This window comes from Ensifer sp. Root142, assembly GCF_001426785.1.
Taxonomy (GTDB): Bacteria; Pseudomonadota; Alphaproteobacteria; order Rhizobiales; family Rhizobiaceae; genus Ensifer; species Ensifer canadensis.
Genome location: NZ_LMFK01000012.1, coordinates 139738 through 164560, shown reverse-complemented (window position 1 = coordinate 164560; position 24823 = coordinate 139738). Strand labels below are relative to the sequence as shown.

At 62.2% G+C, this 24823-nt stretch carries 25 protein-coding genes; 7 read left to right on the top strand and 18 right to left on the bottom strand.

Annotation, left to right across the window (positions count from 1 at the left end):
* Positions 1–88 precede the first annotated feature (88 nt).
* Positions 89–1282 (top strand): succinyl-diaminopimelate desuccinylase, encoded by a 1194-nt coding sequence (gene dapE / locus ASD52_RS13325; protein ID WP_025425725.1) that lies wholly within the window; start codon positions 89–91, stop codon positions 1280–1282.
* Positions 1269–1865 carry a hypothetical protein gene (locus ASD52_RS13320; protein ID WP_025425724.1) on the top strand — a complete coding sequence of 199 codons (597 nt, stop codon included), beginning with the start codon at positions 1269–1271 and terminating at the stop codon, positions 1863–1865. The genes dapE and ASD52_RS13320 overlap by 14 nt, the downstream gene beginning before the upstream one ends.
* A gap of 38 nt (positions 1866–1903) precedes the next feature.
* Here ASD52_RS13320 and truA read toward each other — a convergent pair whose 3' ends face one another.
* The 3 genes from truA to def form a co-directional block, all read right to left on the bottom strand.
* Complete coding sequence (truA, locus tag ASD52_RS13315; protein ID WP_025425723.1) at positions 1904–2647, bottom strand: tRNA pseudouridine(38-40) synthase TruA; 744 nt, start codon at positions 2645–2647, stop codon at positions 1904–1906.
* A complete protein-coding gene (gene fmt, locus ASD52_RS13310) occupies positions 2647–3582 on the bottom strand; it encodes a methionyl-tRNA formyltransferase (RefSeq protein WP_025425722.1) in 936 nt (311 codons plus the stop codon). Before fmt ends, truA begins: the two co-directional genes overlap by 1 nt.
* A 104-nt stretch (positions 3583–3686) precedes the next feature.
* On the bottom strand, positions 3687–4211 hold the full coding sequence (gene def / locus ASD52_RS13305; RefSeq protein WP_025425721.1) for a peptide deformylase: 525 nt from the start codon (positions 4209–4211) through the stop codon (positions 3687–3689).
* 151 nt (positions 4212–4362) lie between these two features.
* On the opposite strand from def, the gene ASD52_RS13300 reads away from it, so the two are divergent.
* From ASD52_RS13300 to ASD52_RS13290, 3 genes are all read left to right on the top strand, one after another.
* On the top strand, positions 4363–5553 hold the full coding sequence (locus ASD52_RS13300) for a DNA recombination protein RmuC (RefSeq protein ID WP_025425720.1): 1191 nt from the start codon (positions 4363–4365) through the stop codon (positions 5551–5553).
* Between the two features lie 52 nt (positions 5554–5605).
* Entirely contained in the window at positions 5606–6505 is a 900-nt protein-coding gene (locus ASD52_RS13295) for a ribokinase (protein ID WP_025425719.1), read from the top strand.
* A 486-nt stretch (positions 6506–6991) separates the two neighbouring features.
* Positions 6992–9403 (top strand): methyl-accepting chemotaxis protein, encoded by a 2412-nt coding sequence (locus tag ASD52_RS13290; protein WP_057204288.1) that lies wholly within the window; start codon positions 6992–6994, stop codon positions 9401–9403.
* Between the two features lie 74 nt (positions 9404–9477).
* Here the strand turns inward: ASD52_RS13290 and ASD52_RS13285 are convergent, their stop codons facing one another.
* On the bottom strand, positions 9478–10422 hold the full coding sequence (locus ASD52_RS13285) for a nucleoside hydrolase (protein WP_051509148.1): 945 nt from the start codon (positions 10420–10422) through the stop codon (positions 9478–9480).
* A 158-nt stretch (positions 10423–10580) separates the two neighbouring features.
* On the opposite strand from ASD52_RS13285, the gene ASD52_RS13280 reads away from it, so the two are divergent.
* Together ASD52_RS13280 and ASD52_RS13275 are read left to right on the top strand one after the other, a co-directional pair.
* Complete coding sequence (locus ASD52_RS13280) at positions 10581–11012, top strand: Hsp20 family protein (RefSeq protein ID WP_025425716.1); 432 nt, start codon at positions 10581–10583, stop codon at positions 11010–11012.
* 47 nt (positions 11013–11059) lie between these two features.
* Positions 11060–11317: a DUF1150 family protein gene (locus tag ASD52_RS13275; RefSeq protein WP_025425715.1), complete on the top strand. Its 258-nt coding sequence runs from the start codon at positions 11060–11062 to the stop codon at positions 11315–11317.
* A 120-nt stretch (positions 11318–11437) separates the two neighbouring features.
* Here ASD52_RS13275 and trmB read toward each other — a convergent pair whose 3' ends face one another.
* The 14 genes from trmB to trpS form a co-directional block, all read right to left on the bottom strand.
* Positions 11438–12136: a tRNA (guanosine(46)-N7)-methyltransferase TrmB gene (trmB, locus tag ASD52_RS13270; protein WP_025425714.1), complete on the bottom strand. Its 699-nt coding sequence runs from the start codon at positions 12134–12136 to the stop codon at positions 11438–11440.
* Between the two features lie 99 nt (positions 12137–12235).
* Positions 12236–13474 (bottom strand): methionine adenosyltransferase, encoded by a 1239-nt coding sequence (gene metK, locus ASD52_RS13265; protein WP_025425713.1) that lies wholly within the window; start codon positions 13472–13474, stop codon positions 12236–12238.
* Between the two features lie 197 nt (positions 13475–13671).
* Entirely contained in the window at positions 13672–14088 is a 417-nt protein-coding gene (locus ASD52_RS13260) for a helix-turn-helix transcriptional regulator (RefSeq protein ID WP_025425712.1), read from the bottom strand.
* A gap of 147 nt (positions 14089–14235) precedes the next feature.
* Positions 14236–15831: an apolipoprotein N-acyltransferase gene (lnt, locus tag ASD52_RS13255; RefSeq protein ID WP_025425711.1), complete on the bottom strand. Its 1596-nt coding sequence runs from the start codon at positions 15829–15831 to the stop codon at positions 14236–14238.
* A 219-nt stretch (positions 15832–16050) separates the two neighbouring features.
* Complete coding sequence (locus ASD52_RS13250) at positions 16051–17217, bottom strand: hemolysin family protein (RefSeq protein WP_025425710.1); 1167 nt, start codon at positions 17215–17217, stop codon at positions 16051–16053.
* Between the two features lie 12 nt (positions 17218–17229).
* Positions 17230–17736 carry an rRNA maturation RNase YbeY gene (gene ybeY / locus ASD52_RS13245; protein WP_057224632.1) on the bottom strand — a complete coding sequence of 169 codons (507 nt, stop codon included), beginning with the start codon at positions 17734–17736 and terminating at the stop codon, positions 17230–17232.
* Between the two features lie 18 nt (positions 17737–17754).
* Positions 17755–18810: a PhoH family protein gene (locus ASD52_RS13240; RefSeq protein ID WP_025425708.1), complete on the bottom strand. Its 1056-nt coding sequence runs from the start codon at positions 18808–18810 to the stop codon at positions 17755–17757.
* 26 nt (positions 18811–18836) lie between these two features.
* Positions 18837–20234 carry a tRNA (N6-isopentenyl adenosine(37)-C2)-methylthiotransferase MiaB gene (gene miaB / locus ASD52_RS13235; protein WP_025425707.1) on the bottom strand — a complete coding sequence of 466 codons (1398 nt, stop codon included), beginning with the start codon at positions 20232–20234 and terminating at the stop codon, positions 18837–18839.
* 72 nt (positions 20235–20306) lie between these two features.
* Positions 20307–21098: a lysophospholipid acyltransferase family protein gene (locus tag ASD52_RS13230; protein ID WP_025425706.1), complete on the bottom strand. Its 792-nt coding sequence runs from the start codon at positions 21096–21098 to the stop codon at positions 20307–20309.
* A gap of 93 nt (positions 21099–21191) precedes the next feature.
* Entirely contained in the window at positions 21192–21689 is a 498-nt protein-coding gene (locus ASD52_RS13225) for an N-acetyltransferase (protein WP_025425705.1), read from the bottom strand.
* A gap of 6 nt (positions 21690–21695) precedes the next feature.
* Positions 21696–22355, bottom strand: a complete 660-nt coding sequence (gene tsaB, locus ASD52_RS13220) for a tRNA (adenosine(37)-N6)-threonylcarbamoyltransferase complex dimerization subunit type 1 TsaB (RefSeq protein ID WP_025425704.1) — start codon at positions 22353–22355, stop codon at positions 21696–21698.
* A 121-nt stretch (positions 22356–22476) separates the two neighbouring features.
* Entirely contained in the window at positions 22477–23043 is a 567-nt protein-coding gene (locus ASD52_RS13215) for a NifU family protein (RefSeq protein WP_025425703.1), read from the bottom strand.
* A gap of 108 nt (positions 23044–23151) precedes the next feature.
* Complete coding sequence (locus ASD52_RS13210; protein ID WP_025425702.1) at positions 23152–23643, bottom strand: universal stress protein; 492 nt, start codon at positions 23641–23643, stop codon at positions 23152–23154.
* Positions 23644–23695: 52 nt separating this feature from the next.
* Positions 23696–24760 carry a tryptophan--tRNA ligase gene (trpS, locus tag ASD52_RS13205; RefSeq protein ID WP_057204292.1) on the bottom strand — a complete coding sequence of 355 codons (1065 nt, stop codon included), beginning with the start codon at positions 24758–24760 and terminating at the stop codon, positions 23696–23698.
* Positions 24761–24823: the final 63 nt, after the last annotated feature.

Sequence of the window (24823 nt, the reverse complement as noted above, 5' to 3'; positions counted from 1 at the left end):
CATCCTGCGTGACAGCCGCGCAACGATCGGATAAACCAGCACCCTCAATCCCATTGGCCCCAGCGCCACGCAGACGGCATATCGCTACATGACCTCGACCGATCCGATCGCCAATCTCGCCACCCTCATCCGTTGCCCCTCCGTTACCCCTGCCGAAGGCGGCGCGCACTCAGCGCTTGAAGCCATGCTCAAGCCGCTCGGCTTTGCCGTCGACCGGGTCACGGCCAAAGACGCGGGTACGCCCGATATCGAGAACCTCTATGCCCGGCTCGGCAGCGACGGCCCGCATCTGATGTTTGCCGGCCATACCGACGTGGTGCCGGTCGGCGACGACGGCGCGTGGACCCACGGTCCGTTTTCCGCCGATATCGCCGGCGGCGAAATGTATGGCCGCGGCGCGGTCGACATGAAGGGCGGCATTGCCTGCTTCGTCGCAGCCGTCGCCCGCCACATCGAAAAGCATGGGGTCCCCAAGGGCTCGGTTTCGTTCCTCATCACCGGCGACGAGGAAGGCCCTGCGATCAACGGCACGACGAAACTTCTCGGCTGGGCTGCCGCCAAGGGCGAGCGTTGGGACGCCTGCCTTGTCGGCGAACCGACCAATCCAGACCGTCTCGGCGACATGATCAAGATCGGCCGCCGTGGCTCGCTTTCCGGCCGGATCACCGTCAACGGCGTCCAGGGCCACGCGGCCTATCCGCACCTGGCGGACAATCCGGTGCGCGGCATCCTGCAACTGACCCAGGCACTGATGGACCCGCCCTTCGACAACGGCACGGAAAACTTCCAGCCGTCGAACCTGGAAGTGACGACCATCGACGTCGGCAATGGCGCCGTCAACGTCATCCCTGCGAAGGCGGCTGCTGCCTTCAATATCCGCTTCAACGACACCTGGACCGCCGAGAGCCTGATGGCGGAGATCATCGCCCGCCTCGACCGCGCGGCAACGGACGGCGCTCTGCGGGCAGGCCGCGACCCGGTCCGTTACGAGATCACCTGGAACGAACGGCCGAGCCACGTTTTCCTGACGCGCAACAATGCGCTGATCGATTCGCTGTCAGGCGCTATCGAAGCGGTCACCGGCCAGCAGCCGAAACTTTCGACCACCGGCGGCACCTCGGATGCGCGGTTCATCAAGGACTATTGCCCCGTCGTCGAATTCGGGCTTGTCGGCCAGACCATGCATATGGTGGACGAGCGTGTCGCCGTCGCCGATCTCGAAACGCTGACGGAAATCTACGAAACCTTCATCTTCAGCTGGTTCGGCCATGCCGCTGCTTGAGGAGGTTCTTTCCTATATCAAGGGCCTCTGGCTGCTGATCCAGGGCAATGGCGAAGGCTTCCGCTGGCTCGATTTCAGCGAGAGCGGATTGTGGCGTTCGTTTACAGCGATGCTCTGGTGCCTGCCGGCCATTGCCGTCACCTGGGCATCCTGGCGGCTTTATTATCTCTCTGCAATGCCAACAGGAACCACTGTCGGCTTCGGCTTCGTCTTCAAGCTTCTGGTTGTCGATCTCGCCAGCTGGCTGCTGCCGCTGGTGCTGGTCTTCGTCCTGGCGCGCCCACTCGGCTTTGCCGCCGCCGTGGTGCCGATCGTCGTCACCACCAACTGGCTTTCCGTGCCGCTGTCCTATGCGATGGCGGTGCCGGCGGCGATCCGCCTCGTCATTCCCGGCAGCGAAGGGCTGACGAGCCTGATCTGGCTGGTGCTGCTCTTCGTCAGCATCGGCATACTCTTCCGGCTGCTGCGCATCATTACCGGAAACCAGACCTTGCTGGCCACGGCGCTGACGGCGCTTTTCCTGCTGCCGTCGATGATGATGGGCGAATTGCTGCAGCAGTTCTTCGGCCTTATCCCGACCTGACAGACGTCACGCGCCATCTGCGCGCGACGTTACCTTCCTCAGTAATCGACCTGCATGAAATAAAGCCCGTCGGGCGGCGCCACCGGACCGCAGGCCTTGCGGTCGCGCGCTTCGAGTGCCGCCTGCAGCTCGTCCGGCGTCCATTTGCCTTCGCCAACCAGCTTCAGCGAGCCGGCGAAGGAACGGATCTGATTGTGCAGGAAGCTCTGCGCCGTGGCGCGAATTTCGATCAGATTGCCGGTGCGAGAGACATCCAGCCGGTCGAGCGTGCGCATCGGGCTTGTCGCCTGGCAATGGACGGAGCGGAAGGTGGTGAAGTCGTGGTGGCCGACGAGCCGTTGCGCGCCTTCATGCATCGCCTCGTGATCGAGCGGCTTCGTCACCCACCAGGCACGCTTCGCCTCCAGCGCCAGCCGCGACGGACGGCAGATGATGCGGTAGAGATAATGCCGGCGCAGCGCCGAAAACCGTGCGTCGAAGGCGTCTGTGACTTCCTGGGCGTCGAGGATCGAGACGCCCTCGCCGGCCATGCCCAGATGCGCGTTCAGCGCATTGCGCAGCGTGTGAGGTTTCCACTCGCGCGTCAGGTCCGCATGCGCCACCTGCCCGACGGCATGAACGCCGGAATCGGTCCGCCCGGCACCGCGGATCGAGACGGTTTCGCCGGTCAAGGACAGGATCGCTTTTTCGATCGCGCCCTGGACGGAAGCGCCGTTGTCCTGGCGCTGCCAGCCGACATAGTTGGAGCCGTCATATTCGACGATCAGTCGAAAGCGCGGCATCAGCCGACCCTCGTGCCGGCGGCGATGGGCGTACCGCGCAGGAAATCGGCAACACTGAGAGCCTTGCCGCCTGCCCGCTGCAGCCGCGTCGGCCGCACGGCACCGTCGCTGCAGGCAATGGTGAGAGTGTCGTCGAGCACCGTTCCGGCGGTTCCTGCCGCCGTCACGCGCTCGGAGTTCAAAACCTTGATGCGCTCCGGCTTGCCGGCGATCTCGAGCTCAAACCAGGCGCCGGGAAAAGGCGACAGGCCGCGAATATGGTCGTGCACTTCGCGCGCGGTCCTCGCAAAATCGATGCGAGTCTCGGCCTTGCTGATCTTGGCGGCGTAGACGACGCCCTCGCCCGCCTGCTCGGTCAGTGGCAGGTCATCGGCCTCAAGCTTGCCGATCGCTTCCTTCATCAGGTTAGCGCCGACCTGCATCAGCCGGTCATGCAGCTCGCCCGCCGTCATCGTCTCGCCGATCTGCACCGCCTTGGTGAGCGCGACCGGGCCTGTGTCCAACCCCTTGTCCATCTTCATCACCATCATGCCGGTCTCATGGTCGCCGGCCATGATGGCACGCTGGATGGGAGCCGCACCACGCCAGCGCGGCAAGAGCGAGGCATGGCCATTATAGCAGCCGAGCCGCGTTCCGGTCAGGATCGCTTCCGGCAACAGCAGGCCATAGGCGACGACAACGGCAACGTCAGCATTGAAATCACGGAAGGTCTGGCGATCGGCTTCGTCCTTGAAGTTGACGGGCGTGAGCACGGGAACGCCGAGCAGCTCGGCCGCCTGGTGCACCGGCGACTTCTGCAGGTCGAGCCCGCGCCGTCCGCCGGGCCGCGGCGGCTGGGTATAGACGGCAACGATCTCGTGACCTGCCCCTGCGAGTGCGGCAAGCGTCGGTACGGAAAATTCCGGCGTTCCCATGAAGATGATGCGAAGCGACAAGGCGGATACTCCGACCGTTTGAAATCAGGCCCCTTCAAACGGGTTTACGCGCCTCAAATCAAGCCCCTCAACGACAAAGCGCCCTGCGGGCGCTTTCCTCGGGATCAGATCGCCTTGGCGCCGCGGGTCTTTGCAGCCTTGGTGAACCTGCGGATCACCATGTCCCGCTTGAGCTTGGAGATGTGGTCAATGAACAGCACGCCGTTCAAGTGATCGATCTCATGCTGCAGGCAGGTCGCCAGCAGGCCGTCGGCCTTGACGATCTGTTCCTTGCCGTCACGGTCGAGGTGCTTGACGGTGACCTCCGCCGGACGCTCCACCTCGGCATAATAATCCGGAATGGAGAGGCAGCCTTCTTCATAGACCGAGAACGCGTCGGACGAAGCGACGATTTCGGGATTGATGAAAACGTGCGGGGTCTTCTCGTCGCCTTCCTTGGAGACGTCGAGAACCAGCATGCGTTTCGCCACGCCGATCTGGATGGCGGCGAGCCCGATACCCGGGGCGTCATACATCGTCTCGAGCATATCGTCGGCCAGGCGACGGATGTCGGCATCGATGGTTTCGATCGGGGTCGAGACCTGACGCAGAACAGGATCGGGAAGGATGATAAGCGGCTTGATCGTCATATCGCTCCCATAACCGATCTTTCCATCCGGGTGCAAGAAAATTGGCGCGCACGCTACGGGCATCGCGGCAATGTCGTCTCCCGTTAACCGCGCCGGGTAAATGTTCTCGTTTTGATCTGGTCTTCAAAAAAGAATCTGTTAGGCTTGCCGCATGGAACCTGCGCCAATTTCGTTTGACCAGCCTGTTTTTCTCATCGGCACCGTGCCGGTCACTGTCGCCCATCTCTGCATGGTTCTGGCCGTGCTGGCGATTGGCTTCGTGCTGATGACCGTTTCGCGGCGGCGGCGGGCGGGCGACGACGAGCGTCACGAGCAGATGGCCATGCTGCTGGCAGCGCAGACGGAAATGCAGGGCCGCATCGCGGCAATGGCCGACGTGTTCGGCAGCCGCCAGGCGGAACTGAACCAGACGCTGAGCCAGCGGATCGATGGCATGACGCACCGGATCGGCGCCTCGATCAGCGAGCAGACCAAGGCGACGCACGAAAACCTGCGGCGATTGCAGGAGCGCCTGGCAGTGATCGACACCGCCCAGAACAACATCCAGTCGCTGGCCAAGGACATGGCCGGGCTGCAGGCCATCCTTTCGAACAAGCAGACACGCGGCGCCTTCGGCCAGTCGCGTATGGAAACGATCGTCGCCGACGGCCTGCCGATGGGCGCCTTTGCCTTCCAGACGACGCTTTCCAACGGCGCCCGGCCGGACTGCACCATCCGCATGCCGAACGACCAACCGCCGCTGGTGATTGACGCGAAGTTTCCGCTGGAGGCCTGGAACGGCATGCGGGACGCTGCAACGCCTGAGCGCCGGCAACAGATGGTGCAACTGTTCCGCCGCGACATGGAGGTGCATGTCCGCGATATCGCCAGCAAGTACCTGATCCCCGGCGAGACGCAGGAGACGGCTTTCCTCTTCGTTCCCTCGGAATCGATCTTCGCTGAAATCCACGAGCATTTCGAAGCGATCGTCCAGAAGGCGCATCGCCAGCGGATCGTCATCGTCTCGCCGTCGCTGCTGCTCCTGTCGATCCAGGTGATCCAGTCGATCCTCCGTGACGCCCGCATGCGCGAGCAGGCGCATCTCATCCAGGGGGAAGTGGGGCGGCTGATGGAGGACTTGACGCGCCTCGACGAACGGGTCCGCAAGCTGCAGGGTCACTTCGCCATGAGCCAGAAGGATGTCGAAGAGATCCTCATCTCCTCGGGCAAGCTTTCCCGCCGCGGCGCCAAGATCGAAGCGCTGGAACTTGAGGCGGAAGGTGCGGCACGACCGGAAGAACCGCGCCATGCCGTCGACAATCGCGTCGGGCAATTGCGCCTCAGGGTGGTTGACGAGGACTGACGGTCTCGGGCACTCTCCGGCCAAAATCAGCAATTCGACGGGACATCTTCACATGATCACTGTTTTTGGGTCCATCAATATGGACCTGATCGCCACGACCGCGCGTCTGCCGAAGCCGGGCGAAACCGTTGCCGGCTCGGGCTTTTCGACTGCCGCCGGTGGCAAGGGCGCCAATCAGGCGCTGGCCGCACGGCGTGCCGGCGCCATCGTTCACATGGCCGGCGCCGTCGGCTCGGACAGCTTTGCCGACGGCGCGCTCGAATTGCTGCGGGAGGCCGGCGCCGACCTGTCCTTGACCAAAACCGTCGAGGAGCCGACGGGCACGGCCCATATCCTCGTCGGCGGTGAAGGCGAGAATGTCATTGTCGTCGTTGCCAGCGCCAACGCAACGGTCAACGAAGCCGATGCAGTTGCCGCCGTTGGTGGCCTGAACGCCGGCGACACCCTGATGCTGCAGCTGGAGATACCGGCAGCGTCGGTGGAAAAGGCGCTCTCGGAAGCCCGGCGCAAGGGCATTCGCTCCGTCATCAATATCGCGCCCCTGACCCCGGAAGCGGCCCGCCTCGGCCGGCTGGCCGATATCGTCATCGCCAACGAGACGGAGTTCGAACTTTTGGCCGGCAAGACCGGGATCGAAGGTCACGAACGCGAAGAGGCAATGAGAAAGCTGCACGCCGAAACCGGCCACACAGTCATCGTCACGCTGGGCGCGGAAGGCGTCATCGCCGTGCACGAAGGCGAGGTCCATCGCGCCCGCGGCCTAAAGATCGACCCGGTCGATACCGTCGGTGCCGGCGATACGTTCTGCGGTTACCTGGCTGCAAGCCTCGACGAGAAGCTCGCATTTCCCGACGCGCTCCGACGCGCCGCGGTGGCGGGTTCACTCGCCTGCCTGAAGCGCGGCGCCCAGCCCTCGATCCCGCTTGCCTCGGAAGTCGAGCCGCGCATCTAAGGGCCTGATCCGATCTTGAAGTGCGTTGCGATCGTTCGATTGCCGCACTTCAAAGCTCTCGCTTTTGCCGATGTCGTTATCGCAAATAGCTGCACACTTTTCCGGGCAGACTTTGACGCCCGTCGCGCGACCTGGTTTGAACGGCGAGGCTTTCCGTTCCTGCTGTGCCGAAAGCGCCCTTTCAGCGGGCAACGACCCTGAAAATCACTCTTCGACAGCCTTTGCGCAATCCGGACAGTCTTTGTCGCGGAGGTAAAACTTTGCGCGGAAATTCTCCATGAGCGGCGCATGAATTGGCCGTTGCGTTGGCCCAATCTTAAGATTTGCTCGGCTATTCAAGACCATGAGAAAGCCGGTTCCCCAAGGAATGGGCAGCCTCCTTAATGCCGGTCGGCATCTGGCGCTCCATGATGGAGTTTCACCCACATTGTGAAATGCGTTCGCCGCAGGTTGTCTCCTGCGGACCTCCCAGCACGTGAGGATTTCATGTTCAAGTTCCAAGCCAAATCGCTGGCGACCAAGCTGATCGCGGTGACAGGCGGCACGATCGCGCTCGTGTTGCTCGCCTCGAACTTCGTTCTCATCTCCCAGACACAGGAGCGCGTCGAAACGCTGGTGCTCGACCAGGCAACCGGCGAAGCGAAAGCCATCGCTTCTGATATCGCCGGCGGCATCGGCGAACTGGCAAGCGCTTCGCGCTCGATGGCCGGCATCCTTGGACGCAGCCACGCGGAAAAATCGATGGAACGCGCCGGTGTAATCAACATCCTCAGGGCCAATCTCGAACAGAACCCATTCGCCTTCGGCAGCTGGTTTGCCGAAGAGCCCAAGGCCTTTGACGGCCGCAAGGAGGACGTGGCCAACAACAAGGAGCTGGGTGCCAACGAGGAAGGCATCTTTGCGCCCTACTGGTCGAAAAACCGCGAAAACGAGATCCAGTTCTCGACCTTCCGCGCGGACTACGCGGCGGAATGGTACAGCCTTGCGGCAAAGAGCGGCAAGGGCGCAATCACCCCGCCCTATACCGCGCAGGACACCGATGTCCCGACTGCGATGAGCTCGATCGCCTATCCGGTCACGTCCAACGGCAAGCTGATCGGCGTTTCTGGCGTCGACATCTCGCTCGCTTCGCTGGCGGACGGCCTCTCCAAGCTGAAGCCGTTCGAAACCGGCCGCGTCTACCTGCTGTCCCAGACCGGCAAGTGGCTGGTCGCGCCGATCCCGGAGCTTTTGCTCAAGGATTATGACGGCGAAGGCAACGAGGTCGTCAAGAAGGCACTGGCTTCGGGAACTTCGGGCGTCGTCAAGAACCTGTCCTACGACGGCAACGAGCCCTTCGACCGCGTTGTCTACCCCTTCGCCGTTTCGGGTGTGAACACCAGCTGGATCGTGCTCGTCGACGTGCCGCGCACGGCGATCAACGCGCCGGTCCGCGACCAGACCTACATGATGATCATCGGGGGCCTGGTCGTTCTCGGCGCGGTGCTGCTCGGCCTTTACTTCGCAGTCCGTGGTTTTGTCCAGCAGCCGCTTGCAGGCCTCGTCAGGGACGTCCGCAACCTCAGCAACGGCGACTACGGCAATTCGATCACCGGCCAGGACCGCTCCGACGAGACGGGCCAGGTGGCAAAGGCGCTCGAAGGCTTCCGCCACCAGCTGGCCGACACCAAGCGGCTCGAAGGCGAAGCCCGCCACGAGCGCGAGCAGGCGGAACACGAGCGTAGCCGTTCCGAGACCGAGCGGGCCGAATCCAGCGCCCTCCAGCGCGACATCGTCGCCCGCCTCGGCAAGGGTCTTTCGCACCTCTCCTCCGGCGATCTCGCCTTCCGCATCACCGACGAATTCCCCGGTGAATATGCCCAGCTGAAGCGCGACTTCAACGCGACAATGGACAGCCTCGAAGAGACGATCCGCACCGTCAACCACTCCGTCGTCAACATCGGCAACGGCACCAGCGAGATCAGCAGCGCCGCCAACGATCTGTCGCACCGCACCGAACAGCAGGCGGCAAGCCTGGAAGAGACGGCGGCAGCTCTCGACGAGCTGACCTCGCAGGTCAACGCCAGCGCCGAGAACGCCAAGGTCGCCGCCAAGTCGGTGGACGTGGCCAGCAGCGATGCCGGACAGTCCGGCGAAGTGGTGCAGAAGGCGATTGCCGCGATGAAGGGCATCGAGCAGTCGTCGCACGAGGTCAGCCGCATCATCGGCGTCATCGACGAGATCGCCTTCCAGACCAACCTGCTGGCGCTCAACGCCGGCGTCGAAGCCGCGCGCGCCGGTGACGCCGGCAAGGGCTTCGCCGTCGTCGCCCAGGAAGTCCGCGAGCTTGCCCAACGCTCGGCAAACGCTGCCAAGGAGATCAAGACGCTGATCAACACCTCGGCGGGCCAGGTGCGCGAAGGCGTCGACCTCGTCGGTCGCGCCGGCGGCGCGCTCGAAAAGATCGCCGAACAGGTGGTGCAGATCAACGGCCTCATCCGCCAGATCTCGAGTTCGGCTTCCGAACAGGCCGTCGGCCTCAAGGAGATCAACTCGGCCGTCAACCAGATGGACCAGGTGACCCAGCAGAACGCCGCGATGGTCGAAGAAACCACTGCCGCCGGCATGGCGCTCAACGAGGAAGCACGCTCGCTGAGCACGCTGGTCGCCCGCTTCCGCGTCGCTCAGCGCTCGGGAACGACGGCAGCCCAGCCGAACTCGACGGAGATGTTGCGCGGTACGGCCGAGCGCATGCGCTCGGCCGAACGCCCGGCACCCGCACCGGCTCCTACCTATGCCCGCGACACCCGTCCGGCACCGAGTGCCGCGCGCGCCGGCTATACGCCATCGACCCAACGCGTCCTGACACAGACGTCCGGCGCCAACGCGTTGGCACAGGACAATTGGGAAGAGTTCTGATCCAGTAATCGATAAAGCAAAAAAACGGCGCCTCTCGGGGCGGCGTTTTCTTTTGTGGTTTTGGCTCGCGGCGATCAGATGCGCGCCAGCCGCTCTGTCAACAGGTCGAAGAAACCCTGATCGTCGATATGACGCATGACCTTGGCATTGTGCGTGCGGCCCGTGACCTGCCACCAGTCGACCACGGTCATGCCTGATGTCAGCGGCGACTGAACTTCGATCTCGACATTGCAGTCACGACCGGTGAAAAGCTCCGGCCGCAGGAGGTAGGCGATGACGGTCGGATCATGCAGCGGGCCGCCGTCGGTGCCGTACTTTTCGATGTCGAACCGCTCGAAGAATTCCAGCATTTCCGCCATGGCGATCGCCGGTGCGCTGCCGATCTCACGGATCTTCGCCACGCGCGCCTTGTGCGTCAGCACCCGGTGGGTGACGTCGAGCGGCATCATCACGATCGGAATACCCGAACGGAAGACGATGTCGGCCGCTTCCGGATCGACATAGATGTTGAATTCGGCCGCCGGCGTGATGTTGCCACCCTCAAAGAAGCCGCCGCCCATCATCACCAGTTCGCGCACCCGCGGTGCAATGTCCGGCGCCTTCTGAAGGGCAAGCGCGACGTTGGTCAGCGGACCGAGCGTGCAGAGCGTGACCGTGCCAGGTGCTTCAGCGCGCAACGTGTCGATGATGAAGTCGACGCCATGCTGGGCCTGAAGCGCCATCTTCGGCTCGTCGAGAACAGGTCCGTCGAGACCGGTCTTGCCGTGCACATGCTCGGCAGTGACGAGCGGACGGGCGATCGGCCGGTCGGCGCCGGCGAAGACCTTGACTTTGGTCCTGTCGCACAGTTCGCAGATGATGCGGGCATTGCGCGCGGTCATGGCCAGAGGAACGTTGCCGGCGACCGTCGTGATCCCCAGGATATCGATTTCTTCCGGACTGCCGAAAGCGAGCATGATGGCGGCGGCATCGTCCTGCCCGGGATCAGTGTCTATGATTATTTTTCTCGGCACAGGCACGCTTGTGTTCCTCCTTCGGATTCTCGCGCTGCGGACTATGATTTGCGTGCACGCCGGAGGCAAGCGGCTTGCGCTCATTGCGCACAGCTACCATATTGGAAGGGGATGCTGCTTGGCAGGTCCGCAGAATGGTCGCTTGATCTTACAAGGACTTGGGAATGAGCAGAATTACGCCTTTCACGAGCCCACTCCTGCTGGGTTTCGACACAATGGAAAAGACCCTTGAGCGTATCGCCAAGGGAAATGACGGCTACCCGCCCTACAATATCGAGCGCATCCGCGGCGACGATTCGGTCGATGCGCCAGAGCGATTGCGCATCACGCTCGCCGTCGCCGGCTTTTCCGAAGAAGATCTCGACGTCACGACCGAGGAAAACCAGCTCGTCATTCGCGGCCGTCAGATCGACACCGGCGATCGCGATTACCTGCACCGCGGCATTGCCGCCCGGCAGTTCCAACGCACATTCGTGCTTGCCGACGGCATGAAGGTGCTTGGCGCGGAATTGCGCAACGGCCTGCTCTCGGTCGATCTCGTTCGTCCGGAACCGGTGCGTATGGTAAAGAAAATTAACATTTCAGTCCCAGAGTAGGATAACCGGCGGGATTTTCCCCTGGCCGGCGACCACGGAGTACCACCATGGGACTGAAAGCCATCACCTCGTCATTGTCAAAAAACGACCTCGCACATCTGGGAGAGGGCGAAGTCGGCTATATCAGAAAGATGCGTTCGGAAGAGGTTTCCCGCTGCTTCCCGGAAGCGCCTGAAATGGGACCGGGCATCGATCTGTGGGCCCTGTTCGGTGCGGACGGCACGCCGATCCTTTTGACCGACAACCGCTCCAGCACCTTCTACAAGGCTGCAGAAGACGATCTGAAGACCGTCAGCCTGCATTGATCGTCAGCTGCGGCGAAGCTCGCCGCTGGAACGTCAAGGCGCTGCGCGTCAAATCTGGCGCGCAACAGAAGCTGCTGCAACGCTTCGAGTGTCCTTAATATGCTGTGCGTAGACCGCCGCTTAAACGCGACGGAAGGTAAGATAGGCGGAACTCCGCCCTTCCCTGCGCGCCTTGGCCTCGTAGCGCGTGCTCGGCCAGCCCTCAAACGGCGTCAACCAATCCGATGCCTGTTCGGCCGTCCATTCGAAGGCGGCATGGTCGCGGCAATGCAGCAGCGTCCAGTTGACGTAGGTGTCGATATCGGATGCGAAGCAGAAGAGGCCGCCGGGCTTCAGCACCCGTGCGAAGCGGTCGAGATTGACGCTGGAGACGAAACGACGCTTCCAATGCTTGCGCTTCGGCCAGGGGTCAGGATAGAGCAGGTCAACCTGGTCGACGCAGGCGTCCGGCATCCAATCGAGCACCTGCGTGGCGTCGTCATTGTAGAGACGAATGTTGGAGACACCCTTCTCCTCGATCTGCCCGATCAGCTTCGCCATCGAATTGACGAAGGGTTCGACGCCGATGAAACCGGTCGAGGGGGTCTCGGCCGCGCGGTGGATCAGATGCTCGCCGCCGCCAAAACCAATTTCCATACGGACGCGATCGACCGGCTCGGGAAAGAGCGACTTCATGTCCTGCGGCGCGGCAGTGCCGAGATCGAGCTTCAGCTTCGGTAGAATGGTTTCGAGGTGTGCCGCCTGGCGCTCGCGCAAGGGCTTGCCCTTGCGGCGTCCGAAGAAGGCTTCCGTGGCGCGGCTGCGGCGCGGTTCAGTCATGACAATCTTCCTTCAACGAGCAAGGCGGACACCCCTTTCGGGGGCATCCGCCTTTATCTTTAGCGGCCGGACGTTCTGTGTCCGGCAAATGTCGAAGCGTCAAGCCCCGATGGCTTCCTTGAGCGGCTTGACCAGATCAAGCTTCTCCCAGGAGAACGAGCCGTCACGGCCGGCCTTGCGACCAAAGTGGCCATAGGCAGCGGTCTTGGCGTAGATCGGCTTGTTGAGGTCGAGATGACGGCGAATGCCGGTCGGCGACAAGTCCATCGTCTTGCGGATCGCGCTTTCCACCTGGTCCTCGGAGACCTTGCCAGTGCCGTGCAGGTCGACATAGACCGAGAGCGGCTGGGCAACGCCGATGGCGTAGGAAAGTTGGATCGTGCAACGATCGGAGAGGCCGGCAGCAACGACGTTCTTGGCGAGGTAGCGGGCTGCATAGGCAGCCGAACGGTCGACCTTGGTCGTGTCCTTGCCCGAGAAGGCGCCGCCGCCATGCGGAGCTGCGCCGCCATAGGTATCGACGATGATTTTGCGACCCGTCAGGCCGGCATCCCCATCCGGGCCGCCGATGACGAACTTTCCGGTCGGGTTGATGTACCAGGTGCAATCGCTGGCGATCTTCAGATCGTCAAGCGCTTCGCGGATATAGGGTTCGACGACCGCACGAACCTTGGTCGAATCCCAGCTCTCATCGAGATGCTGGGTGGACAGAACGATCGAGACGACTTCCGCCGGCTTGCCGTCGATGTAGCGAACGGTGACCTGGCTCTTGGCATCCGGGCCGAGCTTGGCGACTTCGCCGTCGCCCTTCTTGCGGGCGGCTGCGAGCAGATGCAGGATGCGGTGCGAATAATAGAGCGGCGCCGGCATCAGTTCCGAGGTCTCGCGGCAGGCGTAACCGAACATGATGCCCTGGTCGCCAGCACCCTCTTCACCCTGCTTGTCGGACGCGCTGTCGACGCCCTGGGCAATGTGTGCGGACTGGAAGTGCAGGAGCACGTCGATCTTGGCCGTTTTCCAGTGGAAACCGTCCTGCTCGTAGCCGATGTCGCGGATCGCCTTACGTGCGGCAGACTTGAACTTCGAGGGGTTGATGACGTCGTTGCCGTTCTTGTCCTTCTTCAGAAGGCTCGGCGGCAGGCGGACTTCGCCGGCGATCACAACGCGGTTCGTCGTTGCCAGCGTTTCGCAGGCAATGCGTACGCCCCAGGGATCGACACCGGTCTTGGCAGCTTCGCGGTAGACCAGATCGACGATCTCGTCGGAGATACGGTCACATACTTTGTCCGGGTGGCCTTCGGCTACGGATTCACTCGTGAACAGGTAGTTTGCACGCATGCGGGAATTCCCCTCAAGAAGATAAGCGCTGGCATCGTGTTAGTGGTTTTGCGACCGAAAAACAAGCGAACAACGACATAAATATATCTTTATATCGACATCGGAGCCAATCACTTCCGATATCAGAGGGAAACGGCGGACAAGAAAAAAGCGGCACAAATGGCCGCTTTGTTTTCCAATCCCGATGGGTTTCGGGACTATTCGCTTTCTGCTTCCGCAGCCAGAGCCTTGACGAGGTCGACAAGCTTGCGACGCACCTTGGGATCGTTGATCTTGACGAACGCGCGATTGAGCTGAAGGCCTTCCGAGGAAGAGAGGAAGTCGACAACGTAGTTCGAGCTGGAGGCTTCGGCCAAGCCGGAAGCGCTGGTGTTTTCACCGGGAGCGTCTTCGAAGAAGAAGGAAACGGGGACGTTCAGGATGCTGGAAATGTTCTGCAACCGGCTGGCACCAACGCGGTTCGTGCCTTTTTCGTACTTCTGGATCTGCTGAAAGGTGATCCCCAGGCTTTCGCCCAGTTTTTCCTGGCTCATGCCAAGCATCGTGCGGCGAAGGCGAATCCGGCTACCGACGTGAATGTCGATCGGGTTCGGCTTCTTTTTATTTTCCATCATATCTGCGTTCCTAAACACGCTGTTTCGATCATCCACGGACTGGCGTGGGGACACCGCACACCGCTGCAACCGCAACGGTGAAGACAAACGAGTCGCCACAGCAGAAACCGATGGTCCGGTCCACTATGCAATTTTAGGGGTTTTAGGTCAATTCTTCCTAATATTAAAACTAACACGCGAGAAGGCTGCAACCAGCAGGAGGAAGATTGCGCACAACCCGAAAATGCGGCTACGAATGACCTCATTCGTGGGCGTAGGAAGCCTTCCCGGCAGAATTGTGTCGATCACTCCCCTATAATTGTAGGCCAATCCTACCACTAAAACCCCACGTGCATCAACAATCGCTGATATACCATTATTGGCTGCACGGATAAGGGGTAATCCCGTTTCCACTGCACGCAACTGCGCCTGATGGAAGTGCTGACGGGGGCCCGGCGTGTCGCCGAACCAGGCATCATTGGTGATGTTGAGCAGCGCGTCGGCGCCGCGCGCATCAGTGCCGATCTCGTCGGGGAAAATCGCCTCATAACAGATGAGCGGGTAGAACGTGCGCCCGCCGGGCAAGGTCAGTAGCGACCGGGTCTTGGCGGCCGAGAAACCACCCGGCAGGGCGGCCGCGACCGAGCTTAGGCCCCAGGACGAGAGCATGTCCTCGAACGGCAGATATTCACCAAAGGGAACGAGGTGCACCTTGTCGGCAGCACTCATGATCTGCCCGCGTTCGTCGATGACGTAGATCGAGTTGTAATAGCGCGGCGGCAGGCCGGCGCCGGCATCTTCCGCTCGCACCGCGCCGGCAATGAGGATCTGCCCGTCATCGAGCACTTCGGCAATGCGCGCAAGCGCATCGGGACTGTCGGTGAGGATGAACGGGATCGAGGTTTCCGGCCAGACGACGATATCGGGCTTCTTGGTTTCACCTTCGGCTGGTGCCGTGGTCAAAGCCAAATGCTCCTCGAAGATGGCGCCGCGCTCGCTATCATCGAGTTTCTTTGCCTGATCGATCACCGGCTGAACGAGGCGAACGGCAAGCGGCTGATCCGGTCCGCCGGGCGCCGGCAGCGCAAGCCGATAAAAGCCGAAGCCGGTATGGGCCGCGAAAAGCGCCACAGCAAGGCTGAGACCAATACGGCTGCCCTTGCCGGTCGCGATAAGGGCCGGCGCCGCAAAGACGAAAACCGCCAGCATGTTGATGGTTGCGAGGTTCAGGACACTTGCCGACTGCATCATCAACGGCATCGGCATCGCCGCATAGCCGATCGCATTCCAGGGAAAGCCGGTAAAGATGAACGAGCGCAACCATTCAGCCAAGCCAAAACCCAGCGCCAGTGCTGCGATCCGGCCCACGCCATCCGACCAGAGGATGCGGGCAATCAGGGCCGCGAGCGCGTAGAACAGGGCAAGGCACGCCGGAAGCCCTACGACTGCCAGCGGCAATGCCCAGGCGAAGCTGTCCGCCTCCACCAACAGTGCGTTACCAAGCCACCAGAGCCCGCCGAGGAAATAGCCGAAACCGAACGCCCAGCCGATGCAGACTGCCGGCCAGAGCCGCCGGATTACGCCGCCGTCCGGATGGCCGGTCGCGCCGTCGAGCAGCCAAACGAGAACAGGAAAGGAGAGGAAGGCAGCCGCAAAGATGCCGAACGGCGGCTGTGTCAGAACAGCCAGGAGGCCCGCGGCAAACGCGAGCAATAGCCGGGGGGCGCCCGACAGAAGCATGATCCTGCCAGCCAGTCTTTCCATGCAGCCTCCTGTTGGCGCAGGCCGCGAAACACGACGCTGCGCGGGAAGAACAACCGAATCAGTTGCCGGCAGTGTTCCAAAAAAGTGGCTGCTTGTCCCCTTTGCAGCACCACGCGTCGAATTTGACGCGCAAAAGGGACGCCACCGATCGAGGATCGGTGGCCGTTCTCAGCGAAGGTCGAGACCGAGCTTCGCTGAGAAAACAATGTGGGGAAAAGCCTATTGCTCTCCGGCGGCGGCCTGTTGCGGCTCGGTACCGTTGCCGCGATTGGCGGGCGCCTGTTCCTGTGCCAACTCGCCTTCGGATCGCACGATGCGACGACGGGCCGGCGGACGCTTGCGCATGATCCGCACCCGCTTGACGCGGCGAGGATCGGCGTCGAGGATTTGGAACTCAAAGCCTGGCAGTGCCTGCACCACCTCGCCCCGCACCGGAATCCGCCCCAGCGACGCGAAGATCAGGCCACCGAGCGTATCGACATCCTCAAGCTGTTCGCGAACGTCGAAATCGGAACCGATCGCTTCGGCGATCTCCTCCAGCTCGACGCGGGCATCGGCGACGAAGACGTCCTCCGAGGTCTTGGCGAACATGACCTCGTCGTCGTCATGCTCATCCTCGATGTCGCCGACGACCATCTCGACGATGTCTTCCAGCGAAACGAGACCATCGGTGCCGCCATATTCGTCGATGACGAGCGCCATCTGGATACGAGCGGCCTGCATGCGCTGCATCAGGTCCGAAGCAAGCATCGACGGCGGCACGAACAGGAGCTGGCGGATTATGCCCACCTCCTCCAGCGACTTGCCGAGATCGACACGCGACAGATCGAAGGTCGCTTTCGGCGATCTTGGTGTCTTTTCAGCCGAAGACGACGACGCGGCGGTAGTCTGAGCCTTGCCGTTGCGACGGCGGTTGCGGGCCTGCTTGGTCACATAGGCGAGCAGGTCGCGAATGTGGATCATGCCGCGCGGATCATCCAGACCTTCGTTGTAGACCGGCATGCGCGAGCGCCCCGATTCCTCGAAGATCACCATCAATTCGCCAATGGTGATGCTCTGGTCGACGGCTTCGATATCGGCGCGCGGGACCATCACGTCTTCGACGCGGACTTCGCGGAAGCGCAGGATGTTGTTGAGCATCGCCCGCTCTTCGGGCGAAAATGCCGTGTTGCTGTCGGCGTCCGTCAGCAGTGCGTCGGCAAGGTCCTCGCGGAGGCTCGAAGGATTGGCACCACGCAAAATGCGCGCGGCCCGGCTCCAGAAGGACGATGTGGATTTGGTGCCCTCTTGTCGAGTGGCGGTGCTACTACTGCCCGCCTCCGCCTCTCCGGAGGCATCGGCCTCCTCGGTCGCCATTGCGACGGGCTGTGTTTTAAAGTCGCTCATTGGTCCAAACTGTTAATCCGGGGATCGGTCCCCGTAAGGATCAGATAAGCCAAGACGCGCCAAAATGCGAGTCTCCAGGCTTTCCATTCTTTCGGCTTCATCATCTACCATATGATCATAACCGAAAAGATGCAGGAATCCATGCACGAGAAGATGCGTCAGATGCGCATCGAACGTCTTCTCCAGACCCTCAGCTTCGCGCTCGAGGGTTTCGCGCGCAACGATGATGTCGCCGAGCATCGGCCCCGGCATCTTGCCGGGCGTCAGCGGAAACGCCGGGAAGGAAAGCACGTTGGTCGGCTTGTCCTGGCTGCGCCATTCGGCATTGATCATGCGAATGGAAGCGTCGTCGGTGAAAACCAGCGACAGCTCGGGCGGCATCTTCGGGAACGGCTGGCCCTCTTCCGCAGTCAGGAAGGCTGCGGCCGCCTCGAGCACCGGCGACGAAAAGGCGAGAAGCGTCTCTTCGTCGGGCCAATTGCCCTCCTCGACGCTGATCTGGATATCCAATGCAGTCATGATCGCAACGACCGCCGATCAGCGGTCGCTCTGCTCGCTTTCATCGTGCACGGCGGTCTGGGCCTCGTAGGCCCGGACGATGCGTGCCACCATCGGATGGCGCACGACGTCGACGTCCTTGAACCGGACGACCGAGACACCCTCGACGCCGCGCAGGATCTGCAAGGCCTCGACCAGACCCGATTTGACGCCGCGCGGCAGGTCGACCTGGCTCGGGTCACCGGTCACGATCATCCGGCCGTTTTCGCCGAGACGGGTCAGGAACATCTTCATCTGCATCGATGTGGTGTTCTGGGCCTCGTCGAGAATGACGGCGGCATTGGCAAGCGTGCGACCGCGCATGAAGGCCAGGGGTGCGATTTCGATGACGCCTGCCGTGATGGCACGCTCCACCTTGTCGCCCGGCATCATGTCATAGAGCGCATCGTAGAGCGGCCTGAGATAGGGGTCGACCTTCTCCTTCATGTCGCCCGGCAGAAAGCCGAGGCGTTCGCCGGCTTCGACGGCCGGACGGGAAAGCACGATGCGGTCGACGGCACCACGCTCAAGAAGCTGCGCCGCATGGGCAACCGCGAGGTAGGTCTTGCCGGTACCGGCCGGACCGACGCCGAAGACGAGCTCGGAACGCTCCAGCGCGCGGATATAGGCATCCTGCGTCGGCGTGCGGGCGACGATCGTCTTCTTGCGCGTTGAAATCTGCGCCATCGTCAATTTGGCTTTTTTCTCCATGGTCGGCAATTGCAGCTGGTCGTCGGCAGCGACCGCCATGCGGATCGCGCCTTCCACATCCGACGTATCGATCGATCCGCCACTCTGCAACCGTCCATAGAGAAAATCGAGTGCGCGGCGCGCCTGATTGGTGGCAACGACATCACCTGAGATCGCAACGGAATTGCCGCGCGGGTGCGCTTCGATCCGGAGGCGCTCCTCGAGGAGCTTCAGATTCTGATCGAACTGCCCGAAGAGTTCGCTGGCGAACCGGTTGTTCTCGAATGTGAGCACGAAGTGATTGGCGTCTGTCGCAGTTGTTTTCGACTGGCGCGATGATGAAGAGATCAGTTCGTGTCCGTTCAAGCGGTTCAGGCTCCTGTGTTTGGTCCTTACCCGATCATCTCGGCAAACAGACTGTTCGGTCCCGCCTTGATGATTCGCACCTTGATAATGTCACCGATTTGCGATGCTTTTGCATCAACATTCACGGGCTGCAGCCAGGGGGACCGGCCGACGAGTTGCCCGGGCATGCGGCCCGGCTTCTCCAAAAGCAGGTCGATTTCGCGTCCGACACAGGATTCGGCAAAGGCGCGCTGCTGCGAAATCAGCAAAGCCTGCAATCTTTCCAGACGCTTGGCTTTTACGTCCTCCGGAACCTGATCCTCGAGGTCGGCGCCGGGCGTGCCGGGACGGGTCGAATATTTGAACGAAAATGCCTGTGCATAACCCACGGCCTCGACCAGCCTTATGGTCGCTTCGAAGTCTTCGTCGGTCTCGCCGGGGAAGCCGACGATGAAATCACCCGACAAGGCGAGGTCCGGCTGCACCGCGCGGATGCGCGCGATCAGCGCCAGATACTCGGCCGCCGTATGCCGCCTGTTCATCGCCTTGAGGATGCGGTCGGAGCCTGCCTGGACCGGCAGGTGCAGATAGGGCATCAGCTTCGGCATCGATCGATGCGCCTCGATCAGGCTGTCGTCCATGTCGCGGGGGTGGCTGGTGGTGTAACGCAGCCGCGCCAGCCCCTCGATGTCGCCAAGACATTGCAGCAGATCGCCGAGGCCCCATTCGCGGCCGTCGGGGCCGAGCCCATGCCAGGCGTTGACGTTCTGGCCGAGCAAGGTGATCTCGCGCACACCGGCTTCGACCAGCTTTTCCGCTTCCGAGACGATCTGGGCGACGGGACGGGAGACCTCCGATCCGCGGGTATAGGGAACGACGCAGAAAGTGCAGAACTTGTCGCAGCCTTCCTGCACCGTCAGGAACGCTGTGACGCCGCGCGCGCGGGTCCTGGCCTTGTCGGGTGCCGGCAGATGCTCGAACTTGTCCTCGACGGCGTAGTCGGTCTGGACGACGCGCTCGCCGTTGCGCGCACGCTTCAGCGCTTCCGGCAGACGGTGATAGGTGGTCGGCCCGATGACGAGGTCGACCGCCGGCGCGCGGCGCAGGATCTCGTTGCCTTCGGCCTGGGCAACGCAGCCAGCAACGCCGATCACCATCTCCCGGCCCTCGAGCGCCTTCGCCTTCTTCAGATCGCGCAGGCGACCGAGTTCGGAATAGACCTTCTCTGCCGCCTTCTCGCGGATGTGACAGGTGTTGAGCAGGACGAAGTCGGCATCCTCAAGCACATCCGTCGAGACATAGCCGTCACGCGTCAACGCATCCGACATGCGGTCGGAATCGTAGACATTCATCTGACAGCCGTAGGTCTTGACGAAAACCTTGCGGGCCGGCGTGCGTTCGTCGCCCGTTGCGGGCGTCGTCAGAAGAGCTGTTTCCTGGGTCATGCCGGTTCTTTAGTGCAAAGCGGGTCAGAATTGAAGTATTTTTGCCTGCCGGCATTCACGTGGCCACCAGCGTCAGGCCCGTCCGCGCAGGCGGTCCGACAGCATCGAGCGGATGCGCTGCTCGATCACGCGGCTGACTTCCTTGCGGTTGGTGTGGTGGTCGTAGTCGACGGCCTCGCCGAAATCGACATCCACCTCGATCGCCCCTTCGCGCAGGATACCGAGCAGATGCGGCACCAAGCCGGTATCACCGGGCCAGGCGGCGATCGGCCTGTTGAAGCGCCCCATCGGCATTCCGTGAATGCCCGTATAGGATATGGCGACCGGCTGAACGTGGACCATGCCGGTCGGTGAATGCGGCACAGCAGAAGCGGCTGCGCCGAACAGCGACGTCTTGATTTCGAGCAGGCGGTTGCCGTCGGAGGTCGTGCCTTCCGGGAAAAGCACGACGATCTCGCCGCAAGCGAGCCGCTGGCCGATCTCGCTGACCTGCTTTCCGGTCGACCGCTTTTGCTCGCGCACGACGAAGATCGATGCCTGCAACCGCGCGAGAATGCCGAAGACCGGCCATTGCTTGACCTCGGACTTGGCGACGAAGACGACGTCGGCAACCGAAGACAACACCAGGATATCTTTCCACGAGGCGTGGTTGGCGCACAGAAGCAGCGGCCGGCGGCGTTCGGGCATGCCATGGACGCGCACCTTGATGCCGAGCAGATAACAGGCCATGCGGTGCCAGTAGCGCGGCAACAGGCGGCGCGGCTTCAGATCGAGCCAAAGGCAGACGATCTGGATCGGCATCAGCACGAGCGAGGCCAACGCCAGCACCAGCGCGAACAAAATGATCCGCAGCCAATTGATCATCGAAAAGGATTTCCTGCGCCGTTCACGCGCCACTCCGCATGGTTGCGCGAAGCCCCGGTTCATCCGGGGCGTGCCGAACCAATCCGGTTCGCACTAGCGAAGATCGAGCCGCATGACAAGCGCAGCGGTGCGCTGTCCTGTCTTGTCCTGGTAATAGGCGCGGCGTTCGCCGACCTTGAGGAAGCCGAGCTTACGGTAAAGCCCGATCGCGGCCTGATTGGTCTCGTCCACTTCGAGGAACAGCGTGTCCGATCCCTTGACCGAAGCTTCGCGCATCGCCGCCTGCATCAGCCGCCAGCCGAGGCCGGAACGGGCATAGCGCGGATCGACGCCGATGGTCAGGATTTCGGCCTCGCCGGCCACCGCACGCGACAGAACGAAGCCGCCGAAGGCAGGCCGGAGCGAGCCGTTGGTCTGGCGAGCGACAAAGCCGAACACCGTGTCCTGGACCAGCAAGGCGTGGATTTCGCCATCGCTCCAAGGCGCCGCGAAGCGCTGGCGATGCAGGCCGGCGGCGGCGATGAGATCCGGCTCTTCCAGCGGGAAGATGTCGAATTCGGCACGGCGCGTGAAGTAATCGGTGAAGTTCATCTGTGTCTAGGCTCGGGCAACGGCAAAGCCCGCTTGCGGCTTGGCGTCGGGCCCACGAAGATATAGCGGCTTCGGCTTGGCCGAGGCTGGATCAGCAATAACACCGAGCCGCGCAACGACTGCGATATCGACGAGATCCGGGGTCTTGACCGGCGTCAGAGAGGCGAGCAGTTCGGCGCCCGAACCGGCCACGCATCCCTCGAAACCGGCAAAGCGGTCGCGGGCAACCGTGACCGACAGCGCTTCCGGCTCCGTGACGGCATGGCCTGCGGCATCGTAGGCCTGGACATAGACCTCGTCGCGCTTGGCGTCGATCGCGACCAGCACCGATTTGCCCGGCGCCGCGGAACGGGCTTCTTCTGCGATAACGTGAAGGGAGGAAATGCCGACCGCGGGCTTGCCAAGCGCAAGCGCCAGTCCGCGCGCCGTCGCGACCCCGACACGGATACCGGTGAACGATCCCGGGCCGATGGTGACGGCGATGCGGTCGATATCGCCGATCGGGCGATCGGCTGCGACGAGCGCCTCGTCGACGAACTCCATCAGCCTTTCGGCATGGCCACGGCCGATGTCGGCACCGGATTGCCCGAGAACTGCCGACGAACCACTGTCATAGATGGCAGCGGAACAGCCGGACCCTGATGTGTCGATGGCAAGTACGATCATTTCAGTTGCAGCGATTTCCAGACGCATCATGCCGCGAAGCCCGATCGGCATCGCGGTTACGCTTACTCACACTAGTGATCAGCTGCAGCCTCGAAAGGCGCAGCCGTTCGCCATCGCGATATCAGACGGCTTCGACCGCTTCCACCTCGGGAACGAAATGCCGCAGCAGATTCTGCACGCCATGCTTCAGGGTCGCCGTCGACGACGGGCAGCCAGAGCAGGCACCCTTCATGTTCAGGAACACGGTACCGTCCTTGAAGCCGCGGAAGGTGATGTCGCCACCGTCCTGAGCCACCGCCGGGCGAACCCGGGTTTCGAGCAGTTCCTTGATGGTTGCGACAATGGTCTCGTCGCCGGGCTCGAAGAATTCGTCTTCTTCGTCCAGCTGCTCGGCGCGGCCCGCTCCGGCCATGATCGGCGCACCGGACATGAAGTGCTCCATGATCGAGCCGAGGATGGCGGGCTTCAGGTGCTGCCACTCCTGCCCGTCCTTGCTGACGGTGATGAAGTCGTAGCCGAAGTAGACACCGCTGACGCCAGGGATCGAGAACAGGCGGGCAGCAAGCGGCGAACCGGCGCGTGCTTCTTCCTCGTCGCGGAATTCGGCAGTGCCGCTTTCCAGAACGACCTTGCCCGGCAGGAACTTGAGCGTGGCCGGGTTCGGCGTGGCTTCGGTCTGGATGAACATGTCTCTCTCCGTCTCGCCGGGATCGGTTCTCTCAACCGGCTCTTTAGAATAATTCAAAAGAATATAAGATCTTCGTTCCGCCCTCGCAAGAGCGCAAAGAGACGCAGCTCAGCTGAGCGCGTCGATTTCCTCGTCGGTGAGCAGATCCGGGATGACCGTCACCGGGATCGGGAAGGCGGCCGCCTTGCCGGCGATCGACGACACCAGCGGACCGGGGCCCTCCTTTGCCGAGCCTGCGGCCAGAACCAGGATGGCGATGTCGCGATCCTCTTCGATGGCCGAATGGATCTGCTCGGTTGCTGCCCCTTCGCGGATGACGATTTCGGGTTCTATCCCGATGCGCTCGCGGACGGACTGCGCCACCTTGGCGAGCGTCGCTTCCGCCTCGTCGCGCGCTTCCGCACGCATGATTTCCTCGACCCCCAGCCATTGCTGGAAGTCGCCGTCGGCGATGACATAGAGCAGGACGAGACCGCCATTGGAATTCTTGGCGCGCATGCCAGCATAGTGGACAGCGCGGCCGCATTCCGGGGTATCGTCGATCACCGCCATGAATTTGCGGCGGTGACCTTCAAGTCGTGAGAGTCGGGTCGAGACCATGCGGCGAACATTACACTCCAGATAAGCCGCCGCAAGGCCTCATTTTCGCCTTTTACTGCAGAAATCCGATGATTTCGCGAACCTCGCTCATGGTCTTTTCCGCCCGCGCCCGGGCACGCTCGCCACCATCGCGAAGGATGGCGTCGATGTGGGCCGTGTCGCCCATCAGGCGGCGCATCTCGCCAGTGATTGGCGACAGAACCTCGACCGCCAGGTCGACCAGGGCCGGCTTGAACACCGAGAACTGCTGGCCACCGAATTCGCCCAGCACTTCTTCCTTGGTCTTGTCGGAAAGGGCCGCATAGATGCCGACGAGGTTTTCCGCCTCGGGGCGTCCCTTGAGGCCGTCGAGCTCGCTCGGGAGCGCATCCGGGTCGGTCTTGGCCTTGCGGATCTTCTTGGAGATGGTTTCGGCATCATCCATCAGGTTGACGCGCGAAAGATCCGACGGATCGGACTTCGACATCTTCTTGGTGCCGTCACGCAGCGACATGACACGCGGCGTTGCGCCGCCGATCAGCGGCTCCACCGGCGGGAAATAGGCATGAACAGGCTCTTCGCCGACGACCATGTCGACGCCGTAGCCACCACGACGGATGTGCTCCATGAAGTCGATATTGAATTTCTGGGCGATGTCGCGCGTCAATTCGAGATGCTGCTTCTGGTCGTCGCCGACAGGAACATGGGTGGCGCGATAGACGAGAATGTCGGCGGCCATCAGGCTCGGATAGGCAAGCAGGCCCAGCGAGGCGTTCTCGCGGTCCTTGCCGGCCTTGTCCTTGAACTGGGTCATCCGGTTCATCCAGCCGATACGGGCGACGCAGTTGAAGATCCACGCGAGTTCCGCATGCTGCGGCACGGCCGACTGATTGAAGACGATATGCTTTTCCGGATCGATGCCGGACGCGATGAAGGCTGCGGCGATCGAGCGGATCTGCCCCTTCAGGTCCTCATGCACGAGCTGCGCGGTGATCGAATGCAGGTCGACGACGCAATAGATGCAATCGTTGTTTTCCTGCAGAGCCACGAACTTGCGGATCGCGCCGAGATAATTACCGAGATGGAGGTTGCCCGTCGGCTGCACACCGGAAAATACGAGCGGCTTGAATTCGTTCATGTCGTCCTCAATAGGCTGGTGGAGGGCCCCAGGGTTCATCACCCATGTTGCTAACGGCATGGC

Bases quoted from the DNA above. Each gene is read 5' to 3' on its own strand.
- dapE (WP_025425725.1), top strand. From the start codon at position 89: ATGACCTCGACCGATCCGATCGCCAATCTCGCCACCCTCATCCGTTGC.
- ASD52_RS13320 (WP_025425724.1), top strand. From the start codon at position 1,269: ATGCCGCTGCTTGAGGAGGTTCTTTCCTATATCAAGGGCCTCTGGCTG.
- truA (WP_025425723.1), bottom strand. From the start codon at position 2,647: ATGCCGCGCTTTCGACTGATCGTCGAATATGACGGCTCCAACTATGTC.
- def (WP_025425721.1), bottom strand. From the start codon at position 4,211: ATGACGATCAAGCCGCTTATCATCCTTCCCGATCCTGTTCTGCGTCAG.
- ASD52_RS13300 (WP_025425720.1), top strand. From the start codon at position 4,363: ATGGAACCTGCGCCAATTTCGTTTGACCAGCCTGTTTTTCTCATCGGC.
- ASD52_RS13295 (WP_025425719.1), top strand. From the start codon at position 5,606: ATGATCACTGTTTTTGGGTCCATCAATATGGACCTGATCGCCACGACC.
- ASD52_RS13290 (WP_057204288.1), top strand. From the start codon at position 6,992: ATGTTCAAGTTCCAAGCCAAATCGCTGGCGACCAAGCTGATCGCGGTG.
- ASD52_RS13280 (WP_025425716.1), top strand. From the start codon at position 10,581: ATGAGCAGAATTACGCCTTTCACGAGCCCACTCCTGCTGGGTTTCGAC.
- ASD52_RS13275 (WP_025425715.1), top strand. From the start codon at position 11,060: ATGGGACTGAAAGCCATCACCTCGTCATTGTCAAAAAACGACCTCGCA.
- trmB (WP_025425714.1), bottom strand. From the start codon at position 12,136: ATGACTGAACCGCGCCGCAGCCGCGCCACGGAAGCCTTCTTCGGACGC.
- metK (WP_025425713.1), bottom strand. From the start codon at position 13,474: ATGCGTGCAAACTACCTGTTCACGAGTGAATCCGTAGCCGAAGGCCAC.
- ASD52_RS13260 (WP_025425712.1), bottom strand. From the start codon at position 14,088: ATGATGGAAAATAAAAAGAAGCCGAACCCGATCGACATTCACGTCGGT.
- lnt (WP_025425711.1), bottom strand. From the start codon at position 15,831: ATGGAAAGACTGGCTGGCAGGATCATGCTTCTGTCGGGCGCCCCCCGG.
- ASD52_RS13250 (WP_025425710.1), bottom strand. From the start codon at position 17,217: ATGAGCGACTTTAAAACACAGCCCGTCGCAATGGCGACCGAGGAGGCC.
- ybeY (WP_057224632.1), bottom strand. From the start codon at position 17,736: ATGACTGCATTGGATATCCAGATCAGCGTCGAGGAGGGCAATTGGCCC.
- miaB (WP_025425707.1), bottom strand. From the start codon at position 20,234: ATGACCCAGGAAACAGCTCTTCTGACGACGCCCGCAACGGGCGACGAA.
- ASD52_RS13230 (WP_025425706.1), bottom strand. From the start codon at position 21,098: ATGATCAATTGGCTGCGGATCATTTTGTTCGCGCTGGTGCTGGCGTTG.
- ASD52_RS13225 (WP_025425705.1), bottom strand. From the start codon at position 21,689: ATGAACTTCACCGATTACTTCACGCGCCGTGCCGAATTCGACATCTTC.
- tsaB (WP_025425704.1), bottom strand. From the start codon at position 22,355: ATGATCGTACTTGCCATCGACACATCAGGGTCCGGCTGTTCCGCTGCC.
- ASD52_RS13215 (WP_025425703.1), bottom strand. From the start codon at position 23,043: ATGTTCATCCAGACCGAAGCCACGCCGAACCCGGCCACGCTCAAGTTC.
- ASD52_RS13210 (WP_025425702.1), bottom strand. From the start codon at position 23,643: ATGGTCTCGACCCGACTCTCACGACTTGAAGGTCACCGCCGCAAATTC.
- trpS (WP_057204292.1), bottom strand. From the start codon at position 24,760: ATGAACGAATTCAAGCCGCTCGTATTTTCCGGTGTGCAGCCGACGGGC.